The organism is Alkanindiges illinoisensis DSM 15370, from assembly GCF_000619845.1.
Taxonomy (GTDB): domain Bacteria; phylum Pseudomonadota; class Gammaproteobacteria; order Pseudomonadales; family Moraxellaceae; genus Alkanindiges; species Alkanindiges illinoisensis.
Map to the genome: position 1 here is coordinate 1,075,895 of NZ_JHUX01000003.1, position 17,836 is coordinate 1,093,730.

Annotated in this window: 15 protein-coding genes and 1 pseudogene; 7 read left to right on the top strand and 9 right to left on the bottom strand. The window is 46.4% G+C overall.

Going from position 1 to position 17,836, the window contains the following annotated elements; genetic code table 11:
* Positions 1–43: 43 nt before the first annotated feature.
* The 3 genes from Q337_RS0105415 to Q337_RS16880 all read right to left on the bottom strand — a co-directional run bounded on the left by Q337_RS0105415 (position 44) and on the right by Q337_RS16880 (position 2,515).
* Positions 44–640, bottom strand: coding sequence for a LemA family protein (locus Q337_RS0105415; RefSeq protein ID WP_026470732.1), 597 nt, complete (start codon positions 638–640; stop codon positions 44–46).
* 171 nt (positions 641–811) lie between these two features.
* Positions 812–1,186 (bottom strand): DUF962 domain-containing protein, encoded by a 375-nt coding sequence (locus Q337_RS0105420; RefSeq protein ID WP_026470733.1) that lies wholly within the window; start codon positions 1,184–1,186, stop codon positions 812–814.
* Positions 1,187–1,333: 147 nt separating this feature from the next.
* Complete coding sequence (locus tag Q337_RS16880) at positions 1,334–2,515, bottom strand: GNAT family N-acetyltransferase (protein ID WP_051526592.1); 1,182 nt, start codon at positions 2,513–2,515, stop codon at positions 1,334–1,336.
* A gap of 142 nt (positions 2,516–2,657) precedes the next feature.
* Here Q337_RS16880 and Q337_RS0105430 point away from each other — a divergent pair, with 142 nt between their 5' ends.
* Positions 2,658–2,972 carry a DUF3144 domain-containing protein gene (locus Q337_RS0105430; RefSeq protein ID WP_051526593.1) on the top strand — a complete coding sequence of 105 codons (315 nt, stop codon included), beginning with the start codon at positions 2,658–2,660 and terminating at the stop codon, positions 2,970–2,972.
* 102 nt (positions 2,973–3,074) lie between these two features.
* On the opposite strand, the gene icd is transcribed toward Q337_RS0105430, so the two are convergent.
* Positions 3,075–4,331: an NADP-dependent isocitrate dehydrogenase gene (icd, locus tag Q337_RS0105435; protein ID WP_026470735.1), complete on the bottom strand. Its 1,257-nt coding sequence runs from the start codon at positions 4,329–4,331 to the stop codon at positions 3,075–3,077.
* A gap of 202 nt (positions 4,332–4,533) precedes the next feature.
* Between icd and Q337_RS18590 the strand changes: the two are divergent.
* Positions 4,534–5,055: pseudogene (locus Q337_RS18590) on the top strand (pseudouridine synthase); the annotation flags it as partial.
* 41 nt (positions 5,056–5,096) lie between these two features.
* Here Q337_RS18590 and Q337_RS19185 read toward each other — a convergent pair.
* Together Q337_RS19185 and Q337_RS0105455 are read right to left on the bottom strand one after the other, a co-directional pair.
* On the bottom strand, positions 5,097–6,878 hold the full coding sequence (locus Q337_RS19185) for an AMP-binding protein (RefSeq protein ID WP_084494724.1): 1,782 nt from the start codon (positions 6,876–6,878) through the stop codon (positions 5,097–5,099).
* A 121-nt stretch (positions 6,879–6,999) separates the two neighbouring features.
* Complete coding sequence (locus Q337_RS0105455; protein ID WP_026470737.1) at positions 7,000–8,724, bottom strand: M61 family metallopeptidase; 1,725 nt, start codon at positions 8,722–8,724, stop codon at positions 7,000–7,002.
* A gap of 532 nt (positions 8,725–9,256) precedes the next feature.
* Here Q337_RS0105455 and Q337_RS0105460 point away from each other — a divergent pair.
* Positions 9,257–10,579: an NAD(P)/FAD-dependent oxidoreductase gene (locus tag Q337_RS0105460; protein ID WP_051526594.1), complete on the top strand. Its 1,323-nt coding sequence runs from the start codon at positions 9,257–9,259 to the stop codon at positions 10,577–10,579.
* A 168-nt stretch (positions 10,580–10,747) separates the two neighbouring features.
* Positions 10,748–11,230 (top strand): peptidylprolyl isomerase, encoded by a 483-nt coding sequence (gene slyD, locus Q337_RS0105465; RefSeq protein ID WP_026470739.1) that lies wholly within the window; start codon positions 10,748–10,750, stop codon positions 11,228–11,230.
* 134 nt (positions 11,231–11,364) lie between these two features.
* On the opposite strand, the gene dusB is transcribed toward slyD, so the two are convergent.
* Positions 11,365–12,384, bottom strand: coding sequence for a tRNA dihydrouridine synthase DusB (gene dusB, locus Q337_RS0105470; RefSeq protein WP_026470740.1), 1,020 nt, complete (start codon positions 12,382–12,384; stop codon positions 11,365–11,367).
* A 318-nt stretch (positions 12,385–12,702) separates the two neighbouring features.
* On the opposite strand from dusB, the gene Q337_RS0105475 reads away from it, so the two are divergent.
* From Q337_RS0105475 to Q337_RS0105485, 3 genes are all read left to right on the top strand, one after another.
* Positions 12,703–13,179, top strand: coding sequence for a pyridoxamine 5'-phosphate oxidase family protein (locus Q337_RS0105475; protein ID WP_026470741.1), 477 nt, complete (start codon positions 12,703–12,705; stop codon positions 13,177–13,179).
* 195 nt (positions 13,180–13,374) lie between these two features.
* On the top strand, positions 13,375–14,565 hold the full coding sequence (locus Q337_RS0105480) for a DUF1615 family protein (RefSeq protein WP_026470742.1): 1,191 nt from the start codon (positions 13,375–13,377) through the stop codon (positions 14,563–14,565).
* Positions 14,566–14,776: 211 nt separating this feature from the next.
* Entirely contained in the window at positions 14,777–15,415 is a 639-nt protein-coding gene (locus tag Q337_RS0105485) for a class I SAM-dependent methyltransferase (protein WP_034279222.1), read from the top strand.
* A gap of 10 nt (positions 15,416–15,425) precedes the next feature.
* On the opposite strand, the gene proB is transcribed toward Q337_RS0105485, so the two are convergent.
* Together proB and cgtA are read right to left on the bottom strand one after the other, a co-directional pair.
* Positions 15,426–16,559, bottom strand: a complete 1,134-nt coding sequence (gene proB / locus Q337_RS0105490; RefSeq protein WP_026470744.1) for a glutamate 5-kinase — start codon at positions 16,557–16,559, stop codon at positions 15,426–15,428.
* Between the two features lie 35 nt (positions 16,560–16,594).
* Positions 16,595–17,806 (bottom strand): Obg family GTPase CgtA, encoded by a 1,212-nt coding sequence (gene cgtA, locus Q337_RS0105495; protein ID WP_026470745.1) that lies wholly within the window; start codon positions 17,804–17,806, stop codon positions 16,595–16,597.
* Positions 17,807–17,836: the final 30 nt, after the last annotated feature.

Genomic DNA, 17,836 nt, shown 5'->3' on the forward strand with positions numbered 1-17,836 from the left:
AATAGCCCAGTTTAATGGCCTCAATCCAATGGTTGACAACAACCTATAGACTAATGCGCGGTGAAGTGCGCACGGATTTAGGGTCATCCAGCACCAGCAGCTTCATCGGCTTAAAGCTAAATCCACCAGCAATAAAATTGCTGGGAAACATCTCACAGGCATTGTTGTAAAACATCACCTGATCATTATAGGCCTGCCGTGCAAAACCCACCCGGTTTTCAGTACTGCCCAGCTCTTCCATGAGTTCCTTGACCACGCTGTCAGCTTTAAGCTCGGGATACTGTTCCATCACCGCAGTAAATTGCGCAAGACTGTTGCCCAGGCGTTGCTCGGCCAGCCCGAGTTTTTCCACCAGTTCAGGCGATTGATAAGTACCGCTGGCAGCCAGATTGCGCTGTGCCTGTACCGCAGCATCACGTGCCGCAATCACCCGTTCCAGCGTGTCTTTTTCATGGCTCATATAAGCACGGGTCGCTTCCACTAGATTGGGAATCAGGTCATGGCGGCGCTGTAACTGCACATCAATCTGGGAAAAACCATTGCGGGCCGCATTGCGCTTGGCAACCAGCCCGTTAAACAAACCAATAATATAAAATACGCCACTCAAGATGATGGCCAGAAAAATAATCCATCCCCACATTGTATGAATCTCCTTCTCTTATTGTGTAATCGGTTTTCCTATAATGCCATAAAAAATAGCTGGATAACGCACTTTTATATCTATAAGAATAAACGGACTACTACCCTAGGCAATAGTCCGTTTTCTAAAAATGATCAGGCTAAATTGCAGTAGTAATACCTATGTCGCCACTCAATTCACCTTGTCATACTTCTGGTGACGCAAGCTAACCCGACCACGGCATACGTCACTGAGCATGCGCCAGTCAGACACAAAACTGTATAAAGGTTGCTTAAAAGAGGCTGGCTTGTTTTTTTCAAAGAAAAAATGCCCCACCCATGCACAGGCATAGCCAGTCACAATGCCTTTTAACAAATAGCGCTTGCGACCTGTTTTAATGGTCTTATAAATCCCGTATAAACCAGCAATACTGCCTAGCGCGTGTAAGCGGCGGCTCATCACATTGCTATGTTCGGTCAGGTAAAACCGGTAAAACTCGCCATAGTTGCGAATTGGCATGGCTAATGGCTGATTTGGTGATTCTTTGGTTGAGACGGCTTGATTCATTACTATACTCCTTCACTATACTGCCCGGGCTGTCTTTGAACAGACAGTCTTTGCGGCTCATATCTGACTGAACTCAATCTCAATTAATAAGCTGGCTTCAAAATACGCAAGCGGCTGGCTTTAACTCCCTATAGTACAACTTGTGATCTATGAAGTCTGTTTGAAAGGTGTACTGGCGAGTGCTGCTTGATAGTAGTCATCAATATACTCTTTTTCCTGTACACAATAATCCTGCACTGCCTGCATAAATTCAGGGCGCGCCAGCCAGTGTACCGAATGGGTATATACCGGTGCAAAACCGCGAATCAGTTTATGCTCACCCTGTGTGCCCGGATCAAAAAACTGTAATTGCTGTGTAATGGCATATTCAATGCCCTGATAGTAGCACACCTCAAAATGCAGGCAATCTACTTGCTCTACTGCACCCCAGTAACGTCCATACAGCGTTTGGTCATCCTTAAAGAACAGCGCCGCAGCAATTCCTTGCTCATCACGGCTGGCTTTGATCAGTAGTATCTGCTGGGGCATCTGCGTTATCAATTGCCTGAAAAATTCATGGCTTAAATAAGGACGCTGACCACGCACATAATAGGTATTGGCATAACACTGGTAGAAAAAACTGATGTCTTCGTCACAAAAATCAGCACCTTCAATCCATTGTACGGTAATTCCCTGCTGGACAATTTTCTGGCGCTCAACCTTGATACTTTTGCGTTTTTTGGCAGTCAAGGCAGCTAAAAAATCATCAAATTGCCTATAGCCCTTATTTCGCCATAAAAATTGGCAATGATAGCGAATCGCCAAATTAGATTGAGTCTGCAAAAAATCCAGCAGGGGCTGGTCTATAAACAAACCATGCCATGATGACGCCTGCTGTTGCGTGGCAAGCGCCTGTATGGCGTCAAAAACAGTAGGCCAGACCGCTTCAATATGATAACCCTCGGCCAGTAACAAGCGCTGGCCAGTAACTGGGGTAAAAGGCACACTGCTCACCAGTCGTGGATAATAATTTAAGCCATGCCGTGCATAGGCATCTGCCCAGGAGTGGTCAAATACATACTCGCCACGATGATGGGTTTTAATAAACAGGGGCAAACAAGCCACCGGACGACCGACATCTTCCAGCAAAATATGGGAAATCTGCCAGCCTGTATGCAAGCCAATGGCATGCTGTTGCTCAAGCGCCTGCCAAAAGGCCAGTTGCAAAAATGGCTGGGCTGGTATCACAGTACCAAATAGCAGTGCTGCTTCATCTACAGATTTTAGATAGCGTACCTGATACACCTGAGTTTGATCATCAGCATTTTGATTTAACTGCTTGTGCTGCACCCTGAACACCCCTTAAGCCGGATAATTCAAGTATTGAAGCGCGCCAATAAAATGTAAAGATGCAATTGGTGATGAAGATGATGGAATTCCAGTAAACATTGGCTCAAAATAGAACTTCCATGGTTAATAAATTATTGATGCAATGACTGATATAAAAAATCCGGACGCTGGCAATGAAATCAAGCCCAATGATTTTTATGATCGTGTAGATGCCCTGATTAATGTGGCCAACCAGCAGTGTAATCAGGTAGATAAAGGTAAAGTCAGTGCTTCCTTTTTATTTGCCGCAGCCCGCTTTAATAGTTGGGTCAGTGCTTCTGGCTTTGAGAATAGCGAACTCATGCAAGCGAACCGGCAGGAACTGGTGCAGTATTTTGTCCAGCAATACCAGTCGATGCTGGAAGATAATCTGGATGAGTTTATTAGTAATTTTTCCAGTTATCAAAAAGGTAAATAGCCGTTATTCAAAGTAGTTTTACAGTTTGGGTCAAACGAAGCCATAAAAAAACCCTCAGCCAATCATCTAACTGAGGGTTTTTCTATTCAACAACAGGAAGTATTACTCTTCCATGTTTTTGATAATCGCATCACCAAACTCGGAACAACGCAGCAAGGTTGCATCTGGCATTAAACGCTCAAAGTCATAGGTGACTGTCTTGGCTTCAATCGCACCGGCAATACCCTTGATAATCAGGTCAGCGGCTTCGGTCCAGCCCATATCGCGCAGCATCATTTCTGCAGATAAAATAATTGAACCCGGATTAACCTTGTCCTGACCTGCATATTTTGGTGCTGTACCGTGTGTTGCTTCATAAACGGCAATTGCACCACCAATATTGGCTCCCGGAGCAATACCAATACCGCCCACTTCGGCTGCCAGCGCATCAGAAATATAATCACCGTTCAGGTTCAGGGTTGCAATTACCGAATAATCTGCTGGACGCATCAGGATTTGTTGCAGGAACGCATCCGCAATGACATCCTTGATGATGATATCCTTGCCGGTTTTCGGGTTCTTGATTTTAACCCATGGGCCACCATCCAGCAGCTCACCACCAAAGCGCTCCATGGCCAGCTCGTAGCCCCACTCTTTGAACGCGCCTTCGGTATACTTCATGATGTTGCCCTTGTGCACCAGTGTCACAGAAGGCTTGTCATTATCAATGGCAAACTGGATGGCTTTACGCACCAGACGCTGGGTTCCTTCTTTGGATACCGGCTTCACACCAATACCGCAATTTTCATCAAAGCGGATTTTGGTCACACCCATTTCCTCTTTAAGGAATTTGATGACCTTAATCGCTTCTGGTGAACCGGCTTTCCACTCAATACCGGCATAAATATCTTCCGAGTTTTCACGGAAAATAACCATGTCAGTCAGTTCAGGATGATGAACCGGACTAGGTACACCTTTGAACCAGCGAACTGGACGCACGCACACATATAAATCAAGTTCCTGGCGCAGTGCCACGTTCAGGGAACGGATGCCACCACCAACCGGGGTAGTCAGCGGGCCTTTGATGGAAACAACAAATTCGCGCAGGGCTTCAAAGGTTTCTTCCGGCATGTAGCTGCCATAAATACGGTCAGCCTTCTCGCCACAATAAACTTCCATCCATACGATAGATCGTTTTCCGCTGTATGCCTGTTGAACTGCGGCATCAACAACCTTAATCATCACCGGTGTAATATCAACACCGATACCATCACCTTCAATAAACGGAATGATTGGATGATTGGGGACGTTCAGTGACAGGTCTGCATTTACGGTGATTTTGTCGCCATCTGCAGGAACCACGATCTTCTGATAACCCATTGTACAGGTGCTCCCTTTTTCTAGTGATTAAACTCTTTCAAATGTAAAAACTAACATGTTTTGTTGCGCATCTACATGTACTATATGTTAAACATTTCTGCATGTTTTTGTGATTTAAAAAACAAATATCTATATTTTCCTGCGTGATAAAACACCCTGAAACACGTTGTTTTTACACCAGAACTTCATTCTCCGGATCAAAATGGCCCAGATTGTCCTGTTTAACAAACCTTTCAATGTGCTTACCCAGTTCCGTACTGATGATACGCGCATTACACTGGCCCAGTTTATTCATAACAAAAGTTTGCGGGTGGCCGGGCGGCTTGATTATGACTCCGAAGGCTTATTGTTATTGACGGATGACGGTCAGATTAACCAGCAACTGGTGCATCCGCGCGCACGACAATATAAAACCTATCTGGTACAGGTTGAAGGCACGCCAACTGATACAGCCTTGCAGCAGCTCCAGCAGGGTGTGATGTTAAAAGATGGGCTAACCCTGCCTGCCAAAGCACGAGTCATTGATGAACCGGATTTTTTATGGCCACGCAATCCCCCTATCCGCTTTCGCGCCAATATTCCGACCACCTGGCTTGAAATCCAGATCTGTGAAGGTAAAAACCGTCAGGTCAGGCGCATGACTGCTGCCGTGGGCCTGCCAACCTTACGCCTGATTCGCAGCAAGATAGGGCCATTTTTGCTGGACAATTTGCAGCCGGGTGAACTAAAAATTTTCGATACGCTAAAGGATGCCAGCATACTGGCTCAGTTGGGCTGGTCAGTTTCTGCTGAATCGGCAAGCCGATCCGGTGCAGCGTTGACACCTACCACAGCACGTCGGCGCAATAACCGGCGAAATACTTTTCCCATGGGACCACGTGGCAGGTGATCCACAAATTCAATGCTGCATGGTAAAAAACCGTAGTGCAGGCGGCTTCCAATAAACTCCTTAAGCCGTTCGGGCGTCAGGCCTTTTCTGGCCACGACCATTAATCGCACGGGTGCTTTCGGGTCATCCAGCTCTTGTACAATTGTACAATCCAGCACATCTTCATGCTGATAAATCTGCTGTTCAATTTCCTGTGGAAACATCAGCTGATCCTTCCACCAGAAAGTATCTGTCTCGCGCTCCAGCATGGTAATAAAGCCATCCTCGGAAATGGAAACAAGATCACCGGTTTTAAACCATTCATCATAAGTCATGGCATGCTGGGTGGCGGCAGGTTGATGCCAGTAGCCACGCATCACCTGTGGTCCCCTCACCCATAGCTCACCGGGCTGGTTAAAACCCAAAGGCTTTTGCTTGTTGCTGACCACACACACTTCGGTATTGGGCAGTATTACGCCGACTGTTCCCGGACGGATACGCTGTGGCGGATTAATGCTGATCAATGGTGCAGTTTCACTTAAGCCATAGGCTTCACACAAATAACGGCCAGTCAACTCACACCATTGTTGTTGCAGCTTACGGCTGGCAAAACTTCCCCCACACATATACAGTTCCATTTTTTTAACCAGATGGCGGATGGCATCCTGTTGCAGAATTTGCTCATACAGGTAAGGAATACCTACCATCAGGTTAAACTGGTGACTCTGGAGATGCTTGGCCTTATGTAAAAGCTCTGATGGCCGGGTCAGGACCACATGCGCACCACCCGACAGCAGCATCAGGCAAAAGCTGATCCCGACAATATGCTGCAAGGCAATTGGGCACAAACCGCATTTTTCCGGTGTGACAATGCCATTTAAAATCTGTTTGACCTGCTGGTAATTGCTGGACAAATTTCGGTGTGACAGTGCAGCACCCATCGGAATATCGGTGGTGCCACTGGTGTATTGAATAATTGCCAGATCATCCAGATTTAGGCGTGGCCACTCATAATGTTTTTTGACAGTTTTTTTAAAAATCTGCCGCAGACGTACATAGCGGATAATCGTACTGTCTTCACGCCACTGTGAAATCCATCTACGCGGTGACAGCCAGGTTTTAATGCGGCCCAGCACATCCACATAATCATCGCTGTGCGTGGTAATAATATGGCGGATGCTGGTTTCCAATAGCATCTTTTCAACTTGCGGCAAAAACCCCGGAATAGTGACCAGAATCTTGGCGCCGGAATCCTGCAACTGATGCAGGGTATAATCCACTTCCGGCAAAAAACTTAAATTGGCCACCACAAGCTGCGCACGCCATGCAGCCAGTATGGCAATGATATAAGACAGGCTATTGGGCAAATAAAGTGCCACCCGGTCACCTGCCTTGATGGTACTGTCTTCTAAAAACCATGTTGCCAGTGCATCTACACTAAAGGACAGTTCGGCATAGTTCAGCGTGCAGCCATCCATGCTAATGGCCGGTGAGGTAGGAAACTGGTTGACCATATCATCAAAATAATCAAGGAAACTACAGTCCTGCATGGGCATTTTGCGTCCCTGATACAAGCTGTCAAAACTGCTCCACGATTCATGTTCCTGCAACTTTAATTGTTTTAGGTGCTCGGGTTTACAGAATTTTAAATGGTTCAAGACATGAACTTGCTTAGGCATTTGACTGTCATCCCGTTATGATCAAACTATTGTTTTAATTATTTCTCTAATTTACGTGATTTAGGCTTGCCCTGCCATTTACTTTTGCGGCAGGGCAAAAATAATTACAATTTAACAGTAATTACAATTTAGCCGGGTGATCAATCCATTGACTCAAACGGTTTTTATCTTCAATCAGCAATTTTGCAGCCGAGGTCATAAAACCACGCCCCTGTATCTCAAGAACTTTTAACTCATCACGCCGAAATGCATGGCAGGTGATGCGTGGCTCAGCATTGGTATGGTTGCCCAGTTGCTGTAATAAGCCTGTGTTGGCCTTTAAACCATTTAAGGCAATAATAATGTCCTGACAGGATAGGCCCGCCTGTGCTGCTGCTGAATCACGCAGTACCTGCTGTACCAGTAGGCCCTGCGGGTTTTCCTGTACCTTCAGGCCTAGTGGCCATACCTTGTGCTCCATGTGCAGGCTAACACCAAATTCAGCCAGCAGTTGTTGCAATGGTAACTCGGTTGTGCCGTCAACATAATTGTCAAAAAACTCAGACAGTGAATGACCTGTTAGCTGCTGGCAAAGTTGCGGCAGGGTTTGCTCATCCACATGCTGGCCATTTTTGGCACGTTGATATAAGGCCTGCATGAGCAAATCCAGATTGCTGCCATGCTGTCTTAAGGTTAAATCCAGACACAACGCGATCAATGCACCTTTGTTGTAATAACTGGTGCCTGCATTATTAGTGTTTTCATCGGGACGGTAGTATTTGATCCATGCATCAAAACTGGATTCCGCCACACTTTGAATCTGGCGGCCCGGATTGCTGAGGTAACGGCTGATCTGATCCTTTACCAGATCAATATAGGCATTCTGGTCAATAACGCCGCTGCGATACAACATCAGATCATCATAATAAGAGGTGATTCCCTCAAAAATCCATAACAGCGTGGTGTAGTCTTCCTGATGCAGGTTGGGCTTTACATAATTGTGCGGTCGGATAAATTTAACCAGCCACGCATGAAAATATTCGTGGCTGCACAGTCCTAAAAAACGCTGGTAATTTACCGATGGCTTGGCGGGTTCACTGGACTTTGGCAAGTCATCACGCGGGGTAATCAGGCTGGTAGAACTTTGATGTTCAAGCCCGCCGTAGCTGTTGGCCGTTGCCATGGCCATAAACAGATAATCTTTAAACGGCGCTTCACCAAACATGCGGATCTGGGCAGCACATATTTTTTCAAGATCAGTGGCGAGTCGTTGCAGGTCGGTGTGGTGACGGCCAGAAATGGCAATCCGGTGCGTGATATTTTCGATATCAAAAGAAATACAGGTTTGTTCTGCCAGCTCAAAAGGCTGGTCTATCAGCTCATGGTAATTTGTAGCATTCAAGGTATATGTAGTATTGCTGGCCTCAACAACCGGCATACTGCTTACCAGTTCAAACCGGCTTAAACTTTCAGGCACGTCCAGCTGCAATTGTATTGCACTGTCTTCCTGTCCCTCTACACCAATACAGACGGCTGCCGGATTGACATACAGGCGGTCGTCATCGGTATAAGCTCCCCGCACCGACAAATCATAAGCATACACCTGATAGCTGACTTCAATCTCATCAGCCTGCGTATTTTGCAGTTGCCACTGGTTTTTGGTGAGCTTGTGCAGCTTGATCGCTTCACCCGTGCCAATATGCAGCGCCTTGACCGATTCAATATGTTTGGCAAATTCACGAATCAGATAACTGCCGGGAATCCAGGTGGGCAGCCAGATTTTTTGCTGTGCCTGGGCCTTAAACCTGACTTTTACCTGAATCAAATGCTGATAATACTGCGCAAAAGATAAGGTGTAATAAATCATGGCAACCTGCATATTCTGGAAGAAATTAAAAACAGCCTGACAATGCTGCAATAAAAGCTGGCATGAACGTCATCACCCCGATTACAGGAAAACCATCACCAGCTAAAACATAGCATGTCAGTAAATACCTTACTCCGCCTGATCAAAAAAGGCAAAATTATGACAGTGTAATGCTCAAAAAACAGTCGTGTTGTTTCAAGCTCAAAACATATTAATAAGGCCTAAAAAGTGGCTCGTGTAAATCGCAGGGAAAATTGTCAGACAAATCATGCAGCTTGCCTTAACGCTTATGGCATACTCGAAACAGATCATCCTATTTACTGTTATTGGTGCTATTGCTGGATCAGGCAAGCGTTAACAATTATTCAAGTAACTATTATTCAAGTGCTTAACTGGCTAATACATCAGTAGCACACCTGCCTGATTTCAAGCCGCCCGGCCCTAGAGCCTTGGGTTAATGCAGCACGCTTTAAAGAATTTTAAGTCTTAACGAATTTTAAGTTTTATTTTAAGCAGCCTTGAGAGCAGATCAATGAAACAGTTAAACCCAAGCGGACAACCTCACCTGCACCGGATTGTGATTGTTGGCGGTGGCGCAGGCGGCCTTGAACTGGCTACCCGTTTAGGCCAGTCACTTGGCAAGCATGGACAGGCACAAGTAATCCTGATTGATGCAACCCTGACCCATATCTGGAAGCCTCTGCTGCATGAAGTGGCCGCCGGAACCATCAATTCCTATGAGGATGAACTCAACTACTTTGCCCATGCCAGCAAGCATCATTTTGAGTTTCATCTGGGCCGCATGTGCGATATTGACCGCGAACACAAGCAGGTTATTCTTGAGCCCTTAAGTAATGGTGAAAATGTTGTGATTGCCCCGGAACGCCGGGTTCGCTATGACACATTGGTAGTGGCTGTGGGTTCAACCTCCAATGATTTTGGCACCAAGGGCGCTCGGGAAAACTGCATTTTTCTGGATGCGCGCCCGCAGGCAGACCGCTTCCAGCGTGAATTTTTAAGCCTGTATTTGCAGGCACAGGCACGCTCACTATCCGACCAGAATCCGCAATTTTTAAACATTGCCATTATTGGCGCCGGGGCAACTGGCGTTGAGCTTGCCGCCGAATTGCACCATGCGGCGCATGAGTTACCACGCTATGGCCTGACCAGTATTGATCCCCGCAACGTCAATATTAGCCTGATTGAAGCTGCCGAGCGCATCTTACCGGGCCTGCCTCCACAGACTTCCCATACTGCCGAGCGTGAACTGAAAAAAATGGGCATTAATGTCATGACCAGCCGGCGTGTGGTGGCCATTACTGAAAATGCTATTGAATGCGATGGTGATATTCAGATTCCAGCAAACCTGAAAGTCTGGTCTGCCGGCATCAAGGCACCGGATTTTTTAAAGAATATTGCTGGCCTTGAAACCAACCGCATCAACCAGTTGGTGGTTGGCCCCAGCCTGCAAACCACGCTGGACCCGGATATTTTTGCCATGGGTGACTGTGCCAGCTATATTCCTGAAGGTGAAAGCCGTCCAGTGCCGCCGCGTGCGCAAGTAGCTAACCAGCAATCCATCCTGTTAGCGAAATCCATGAAGGCGCGACTAAAAGGCCAGCCGCTTCCGCATTTTAAATTTACCGACAAAGGCTCACTGGTATCATTAAGCCAGAAGAACAGTGTGGGTAACTTGATGGGTGACATCAACGTGCAAGGTATTATTGCCCGCCTGATGTATGTGTCGTTATATCGCTTGCATCAGGTCGCCATTCATGGCTTTTTCAAGACGGCGGTGCTGATGGCCAAAGACTTGTTGTCCCGCTCATCCGGCCCACGCCTCAAGCTGCATTAATCCGTCCATGTGAATGATAAACCCTGTCCTCATTTTAGTGCCTTGATTGTGACTAAAGTGAGGTCGCTAGAAACAGTTAATAAATGAACAATTGCATTAAAAAAACAAAATAACCCGCTAAAACAGGTTATTATTATGCAACTTTTTATTTAAAACGGAAAAATTGACATGGCTGATATTCAAAATGATCAGGTCGTATCATTTCATTATACCCTGACCGATGAAAACGGTACTGTGATTGACAAGTCCGAAGGCCAGCCACTGGTATACCTGCATGGCGCTGGTAACATCATTCCAGGTCTGGAAAACGCGTTAACTGGCAAAAATGTTGGTGACAAACTAAACGTTAATGTTCCTGCTGCTGAAGGCTACGGCGAATATAACGCTGACATGGTGCAGGAAGTTCCGCGCAATATGTTCCAGGGTGTGGATGACATTCAGGCTGGCATGCAGTTTCAGGCTCAAACAGATGACGGCATTCAGATCGTTACTGTTAAAGATGTTAATGACGAAAGTGTTTTTGTTGATGGCAACCATCCGCTGGCTGGCCAAAACCTGAATTTCGATGTTGAAATTGTAGACATTCGTCCAGCTACTCAAGAAGAACTGGATCATGGTCATGTGCATGGTGCAGGTGGTCATCACCACTAAGCACTGCCTAAATCAGCTAAGTTGATTTAGACATTAAAAAGCCGCTTTTTTACCTTAATTAAAGCGGCTTTTTTATACCTGCTGTTTATCACAGCATGCTACATTAGTTTGCTTATAGCTATCGCTTTATAAAACTAATAACCTTCCAGCAGATTCACCGCTTCACTGTATTGCAAGCGTTCGTCCTGTTCCAGCAACTGATTAAAATAGCGCGTCACCACTTGTGCCTGCTCGTGGGTTGATTCCACCTGATACATGGCCTGCCGGAACTCATTACTGGATTTTAAGTCCCTGGTGTACCAGGCAATGTGCTTGCGGGCAATGCGACAACCAGAATACTCGCCATAAAATGCATACAGCTCCTGCAAATGCTCCAGCAATATATTTTTAACTTCCAGAATATCTGGTGGTGGTAGGTATTCCCCTGTGTCCAGATAATGCGCAATTTCGCGAAATATCCACGGTCTGCCCTGTGCAGCACGGCCAATCATAATGGCATCGGCACCAGTTTGTTCCAATACCATTCTGGCTTTTTGTGGACTATCAATGTCACCATTGGCAATCACTGGAATGGCAATTTCCTGCTTGACCTGTGCAATTAACGCATAACGGGCAGCACCCGTATACATATCCTCCCGGGTACGGCCATGGATCGCCAGTGCAGCAATACCTGCCTGCTCTGCACGTTTGGCAACCCGCAGGATATTTTCCGCGCCATTGCAAAAACCAAGCCGAGTTTTTAAGGTTACTGGCACATCAACGGCTGCAACCACCGCATCCAGAATCTGGGCCACCAGACTTTCATTTTGTAGTAAAGCCGAACCTGCCAGCTTGTTGCACACTTTTTTGGCCGGACATCCCATATTGATATCAACAATCTGCGCCCCATTGGCCACCTGATAACGTGCCGCCTCAGCCATTTGCTGCGGATCGGAGCCTGCAATCTGTGCCGAAATTGGAGCAATCTCTCCATCAAAATTAGCGCGATATAAGCTTTTTTTATTCATGCGCAAGGTTTTATCCGAGGTCATCATTTCACTCACCGCATGACCTGCCCCAAAATATTTGCATAATGTTCTAAATGGCCGATCTGTAACACCAGCCATAGGGGCAATAATCAGGTTATTTTTTAAACGGTACGGGCCAATCTGCATAATGAACAATCTGAATTCAAACGGTCTATATCATAGCAATATCTTACGGCAAATAAAAAACCAGCAACAAAACAGCAGTTTTTGTACGGTTGCCGCAAAACTTCTTACAACACAGGCACACAAGAGTGCTTTAGCCCTACATAAAAAATTGTCAGGATACTGATACTTAAAGATTGGACTTAATGGCTCAACTTAAAGCGCAGTTCTTAAAAAGATTGATTTTTAAGGAAACCGATTCTTAAGAAAAGAGTACGTTAAGTGTCTAACGATGTTTTTAAATCATAATTTTTATGGTTTCCATAAACCTGGAGTATAGCAATGTCTGACATCACTAAAATTGCAGAATTAATTCGCGGTATCAAATTTGCCATGGTGACTTTTGTTAACCATGAAGGCCATCTTCACTCTGCACCCATGACTACGCAAGATGAAGAATTTAATGGCAATGTCTGGTTTATTGGTGCCAAGGATTCTGATCTGGTGCGCAGTGTTCCTGGCAATGCACAGGTTAACCTGGGTTATAGTGATCCAGCAGGCCATAATTATGTGTCCATTAATGGGACTGCTGAGCTGGTGACTGATCAGGCCAAACTGGATGAACTCTGGAGTGATGGCTACAACGCATTTTTTGAGCAAGGCAAAGAAGATCCAAATATTCAGCTGATTAAAGTAATTGGTAATGGCGCTCAATATTGGGAAGGCTCAGGCCGTGTAGTCAGTGTTATTAAAATGGCCAAAGCTGCCATTACAGGTGATACTGCTAAACTGGGCGACACCGAAGGCGTTAAACTATAAATTCATGCCCTTTATTTAAGCATGTTTTAAAAGTCCGGCTGATCCTTGCCGGACTTTTTATTTATTTAGTGCTATTTTATTTATGTATAATTTAGAAGTTGCGATACAAAAATACAGGCAAAGTATTTGGATATAATTGGTTACAAATTCAACTTATGGCATACTAGCACCTGCCTCGTTTTTTTGAAATACATCATGTCTATGCGTGTTATTGGCCAAATTACTGGCGCCTTATTAATTGGCGCATTTGCCCTGTCCGGCTGCCAATCCCAGACTGAAGAAAGTGAAAGCCAGAGCCACAAAATTCTGGATACCAAACATATTTATAAACTCATTCCAGCAGCCACGACCAACCGCATGGCCTGGGCCAATGATGTCCATGCCATTATGGATGAGCTAAAAATTGAGCGCAATCTGAGTAATACCTGTTCAATCGTGGCTGTAGTGGATCAGGAATCCAATTTTGTCGCTGATCCTGCTGTACCCAATTTGGGCAAAAAGGCCGTTAAGGAAATGAATGAACGCCTTGAAAAAAAGCTGGGCAAAAAAATGGCAGGCTATTTCAATGAAATGCTGGCCAAGCAGCCCTCGCCTGATGATAATTTTTTAATGCAGCTTGAACGTGTTAAAACCGAGCGTGAACTGGACGAACTGTATCGACAGATGTTTGAGTTTTATACCAGACAATACAAGATTAATCTGGTGACCAGCGCCGCACGTATTATTGCCAGACAGGATATTGAAGAAGCTTTTAATCCTATTACCACTTTAGGCTCCATGCAGGTGCATATTAATTACGCCGTTGAAAACTCACGCAGTGGCAGCAACATCCACAAAATCCGTGATGACCTGTATACCCAGTACGGTGGCCTCTATTATGGTATTCATCGCTTGATGACCTATCCAACCCACTATGACAAGCCAATTTACCGGTTTGCGGATTATAACTCAGGCATTTATTCCAGCCGCAATGCAGCATTCCAGCAAATGGTGAACAAGCTGTCAAAGCAGGAACTTAGTCTGGATGGTGACTTGCTGTCCTATAATAAGGATGGAGATGTCATCTCAGAGCCAACAGCCACCGAAACTGCCCTGGCCCAGTTATTTTTGGAAAAAAATATTGCCCTGGATGCCAAGAATATCCGGCGCGACCTGAAAAAAGAAAAGCAGCAGGAATTTGAAGAAACTAAAACTTATCAGCAAGTAGTTACTTTATACGAGGAAAAAACCAGGAAAGATGCACCGTATGCCATTATGCCAGAAGTGGTTATTTCTGGCCCCAAGCTAAGCCGTGATTACAACACCAACTGGTACGCCAGCAAAGTAAACCAGCGTTACAATCGCTGTGTGAGCCGTGGCAAGCGTCTGGGCTTTAAAATATCCTAATCATTGATCGCAAACTTCACGCACTGATAATCAGTATTTGTTTTTATCAGTACGAAACTTGATTACTTAAAATTTGCTAGGAACTTCTTATTTCTGTTTATTTATGAATTTAATAATTATTTTAAGGTTTAAGCACTTAATAAGTGTTTGGCTATCTCCAACGCATAAGCTATAACTGGACACATAAAAATTTAAGCTTTGCCTAATAACTATGACACCTAATCTTGATGTAGTAAGCCCCATAGATTTACGCCAGATGAGTGATGCCAAGGCATGGGCTGATTCCGCCCTGCAAAAACGGCCAGCGCGTACTGATTTTTTTAATAGTTTTACTACCATCATTCTTAACTATCCAATATCCAATCCGCGCATTCTGGAACTGGATTCCGGGCCGGGATTTTTGGCGCAGCATTTACTCGATAATATTCTAGCTAGTGAATATGTGGCGCTGGATTTCTCAGCAGCCATGCATCAATTGGCGCAGGAAAGACTGGGAGCCAATGCTGACAAGGTACAATTTATTGAGCGCAGCTTTAAGGATGACAACTGGACAGCAGGTCTGGGAAAATTTGATGTGATTGTCACCATGCAGGCTGTGCATGAGCTACGCCATAAACGGCATGCGGTTAATTTATTTAAACAGGTTCAGCAGGTTTTAAAACCAGATGGCATTTTTCTGGTCTGTGATCATTATGTAGGTACTGACGCTCATGGCATCCAAGGCATGCAAAATGACCAGCTTTATATGACGATTGAAGAACAGTATGCTGCGCTACAGCAGGCTGGTTTTAGTCATATTAACCAGCTTTTACTGCGGCAAGGCATGCTATTGCATCAGGCTAAACTATAAATTTTAAGCCTTAATAAATTGCCATATGGTCACGGTGAATCATCTCTACCGAGCGATTTTCACCCAGAATTTCATGCACCCGTTCGGAAGGCTGGCCAATCACCTGCCGTGCTGATGCTGAACTGAAATTAACCCGGCCCACGGCAATGCGTTCACCATTTAAGTTCACGCACTCCACCACATCACCACGCTCAAAATGCCCTTCAACCTGACGCACACCCACAGGCAACAGGCTACGATGTTTTATCTGAATGGCTTCAACCGCACCGTTATCCAGCACCAGACGTCCCGCTGTTTGCAAATGCGCAGCCAGCCATTGCTTACGCGCAGTAATCCGGTCTTCGTCGGCTGTCAGTAGCGTTCCCAAAGCCTCACCCTGAATCAGGCGTAATAGGACATTACTGGTTTGACCACTGGTGATGAGTGTTGGACAGCCAGACTTTGCTGCCAGCCGTGCAGCACGCACTTTGGTAACCATGCCACCACGCCCCAGCACACCGCCACCACCTGCCATTGCCAGTAGACTTTCATCCATGGCACGCACGGTAGACAGCAGTGTAGCGCTGGCATCCTTGCGTGGATCACGGTCAAACATGCCTTCCTGATCAGTAAGAATAATCAGCAGGTCTGCACCGACCAGACTAGCCACCATGGCAGCCAGCGTATCATTGTCACCAAAACGGATTTCATCGGTAGCAACGGTGTCATTTTCATTGATCACCGGCACCACGCGCCACTTGATTAAACGCAGCAAGGCATCACCAGCGTTTAAATAACGGCGGCGATCAGCGAGGTCATCATGGGTGAGCAAGACCTGAGCAGTTTGAATCTGGTGCTGAACCAGTGCGCCAGCCCATGCCTGAATCAAACCCATTTGCCCAATGGCAGCACAGGCCTGCAAACCCGGCAAATCATCGGGACGGGCGCCAATTTTCATGCGCACCATGCCTTCAGCCACAGCACCGGATGACACCAGAATTACCTCAATGCCCTGTTCATGCAGCATGGCAACCTGAGCAGCCCAGGCATTAATGGCCTGATGATCCAGCCCCTGCCCATTAGCCGTGAGCAACGCCGATCCAATTTTTATGACAACGCGTTTACATTGAAGCTGACGCTGACTGCCTTGTTGTAACAACGACATGTTTACACTCAAAATCAAATTAACAGGTTTTTTAGTTATCGGACGTAAATATTTTCCATGCCGCCTTCATCAGATTCATCCCAGTCATCATCGTCGTCATCGCCACCTTGACGCGCAGCACGACGGGCTTCTTTGTAAGCTTCCTTGGCAGCCAGTGAGTTTTCACGGGTTTCCTGCTCCAGACGCTCACGGAATTCTTTCTTGGCCTGTGCAAAGTCTGGGTCTTCAACTTCCAGCTCACGTTCCTGCTCAATCTGGTCCATCAGGTAATACACAATCTGACGCGTGCCTTCGCCAGTCAGGCCGGAACAGCGGAACACCGGGCCAGTCCAGCCAAGCTCGGCCACAATGTGGGTACACCATTCATTCTGGGCGTCTTCCGGAATCTGATCCAGTTTGTTGAGCACCAAGACCACAGGCAACTCAGCCAGTGCAGGCGAGAACTTTTTGAGCTCGCTAAAAATGGCCTTGGCATTGTGTACCGGGTCTGAACCATCCACCGGCTGCACATCAATAATATGCAATAAAATACGGGTACGCGCCAAATGCTTTAAAAACCGGATGCCCAACCCTGCACCTTCAGCAGCGCCAGCAATCAGGCCAGGAATATCTGCCATAACAAAGGAACGGTGGCGATCAACATCCACCACACCCAGATTTGGCACTAATGTAGTAAATGGATAGTCGGCCACTTTGGGCTTGGCAGCACTGACCGAACGGATAAACGTGGATTTGCCCGCATTAGGCATCCCCAGCAGGCCAACATCAGCCAGCACTTTTAGCTCAAGGCGGATTTCACGGCTTTCACCCGGCCGGCCCGAAGTACATTGACGCGGTGAACGGTTGGTAGAGGACTTAAAATGCGTGTTACCCAAGCCGCCATCACCACCTGCCGCTACCAGCAAGCGCTGACCATCTTCAATCATGTCGCCAATCACATCGCCACTGGCCACATCAACCACGGTAGTCCCGACAGGCACTTTGAGCACAACGTCTGCACCACCACGGCCGGAACAGTTGGCGCCCTGCCCGTTCTTGCCACGCTCGGCACGGAACTTGCGGGTATAGCGATAATCAACCAGTGTATTGGCATCGTCATCGGCAATGAGCAGGATATCGCCGCCCTTGCCGCCATCACCACCGTCCGGGCCACCAAACGGAATAAATTTTTCACGGCGAAAACTGGCCACGCCATTGCCACCGTCGCCAGCTTGTACCGAAATTACGGCTTCATCGACAAAGCGCATGACTACATTCTCCACCTGATAAAAAAGCAC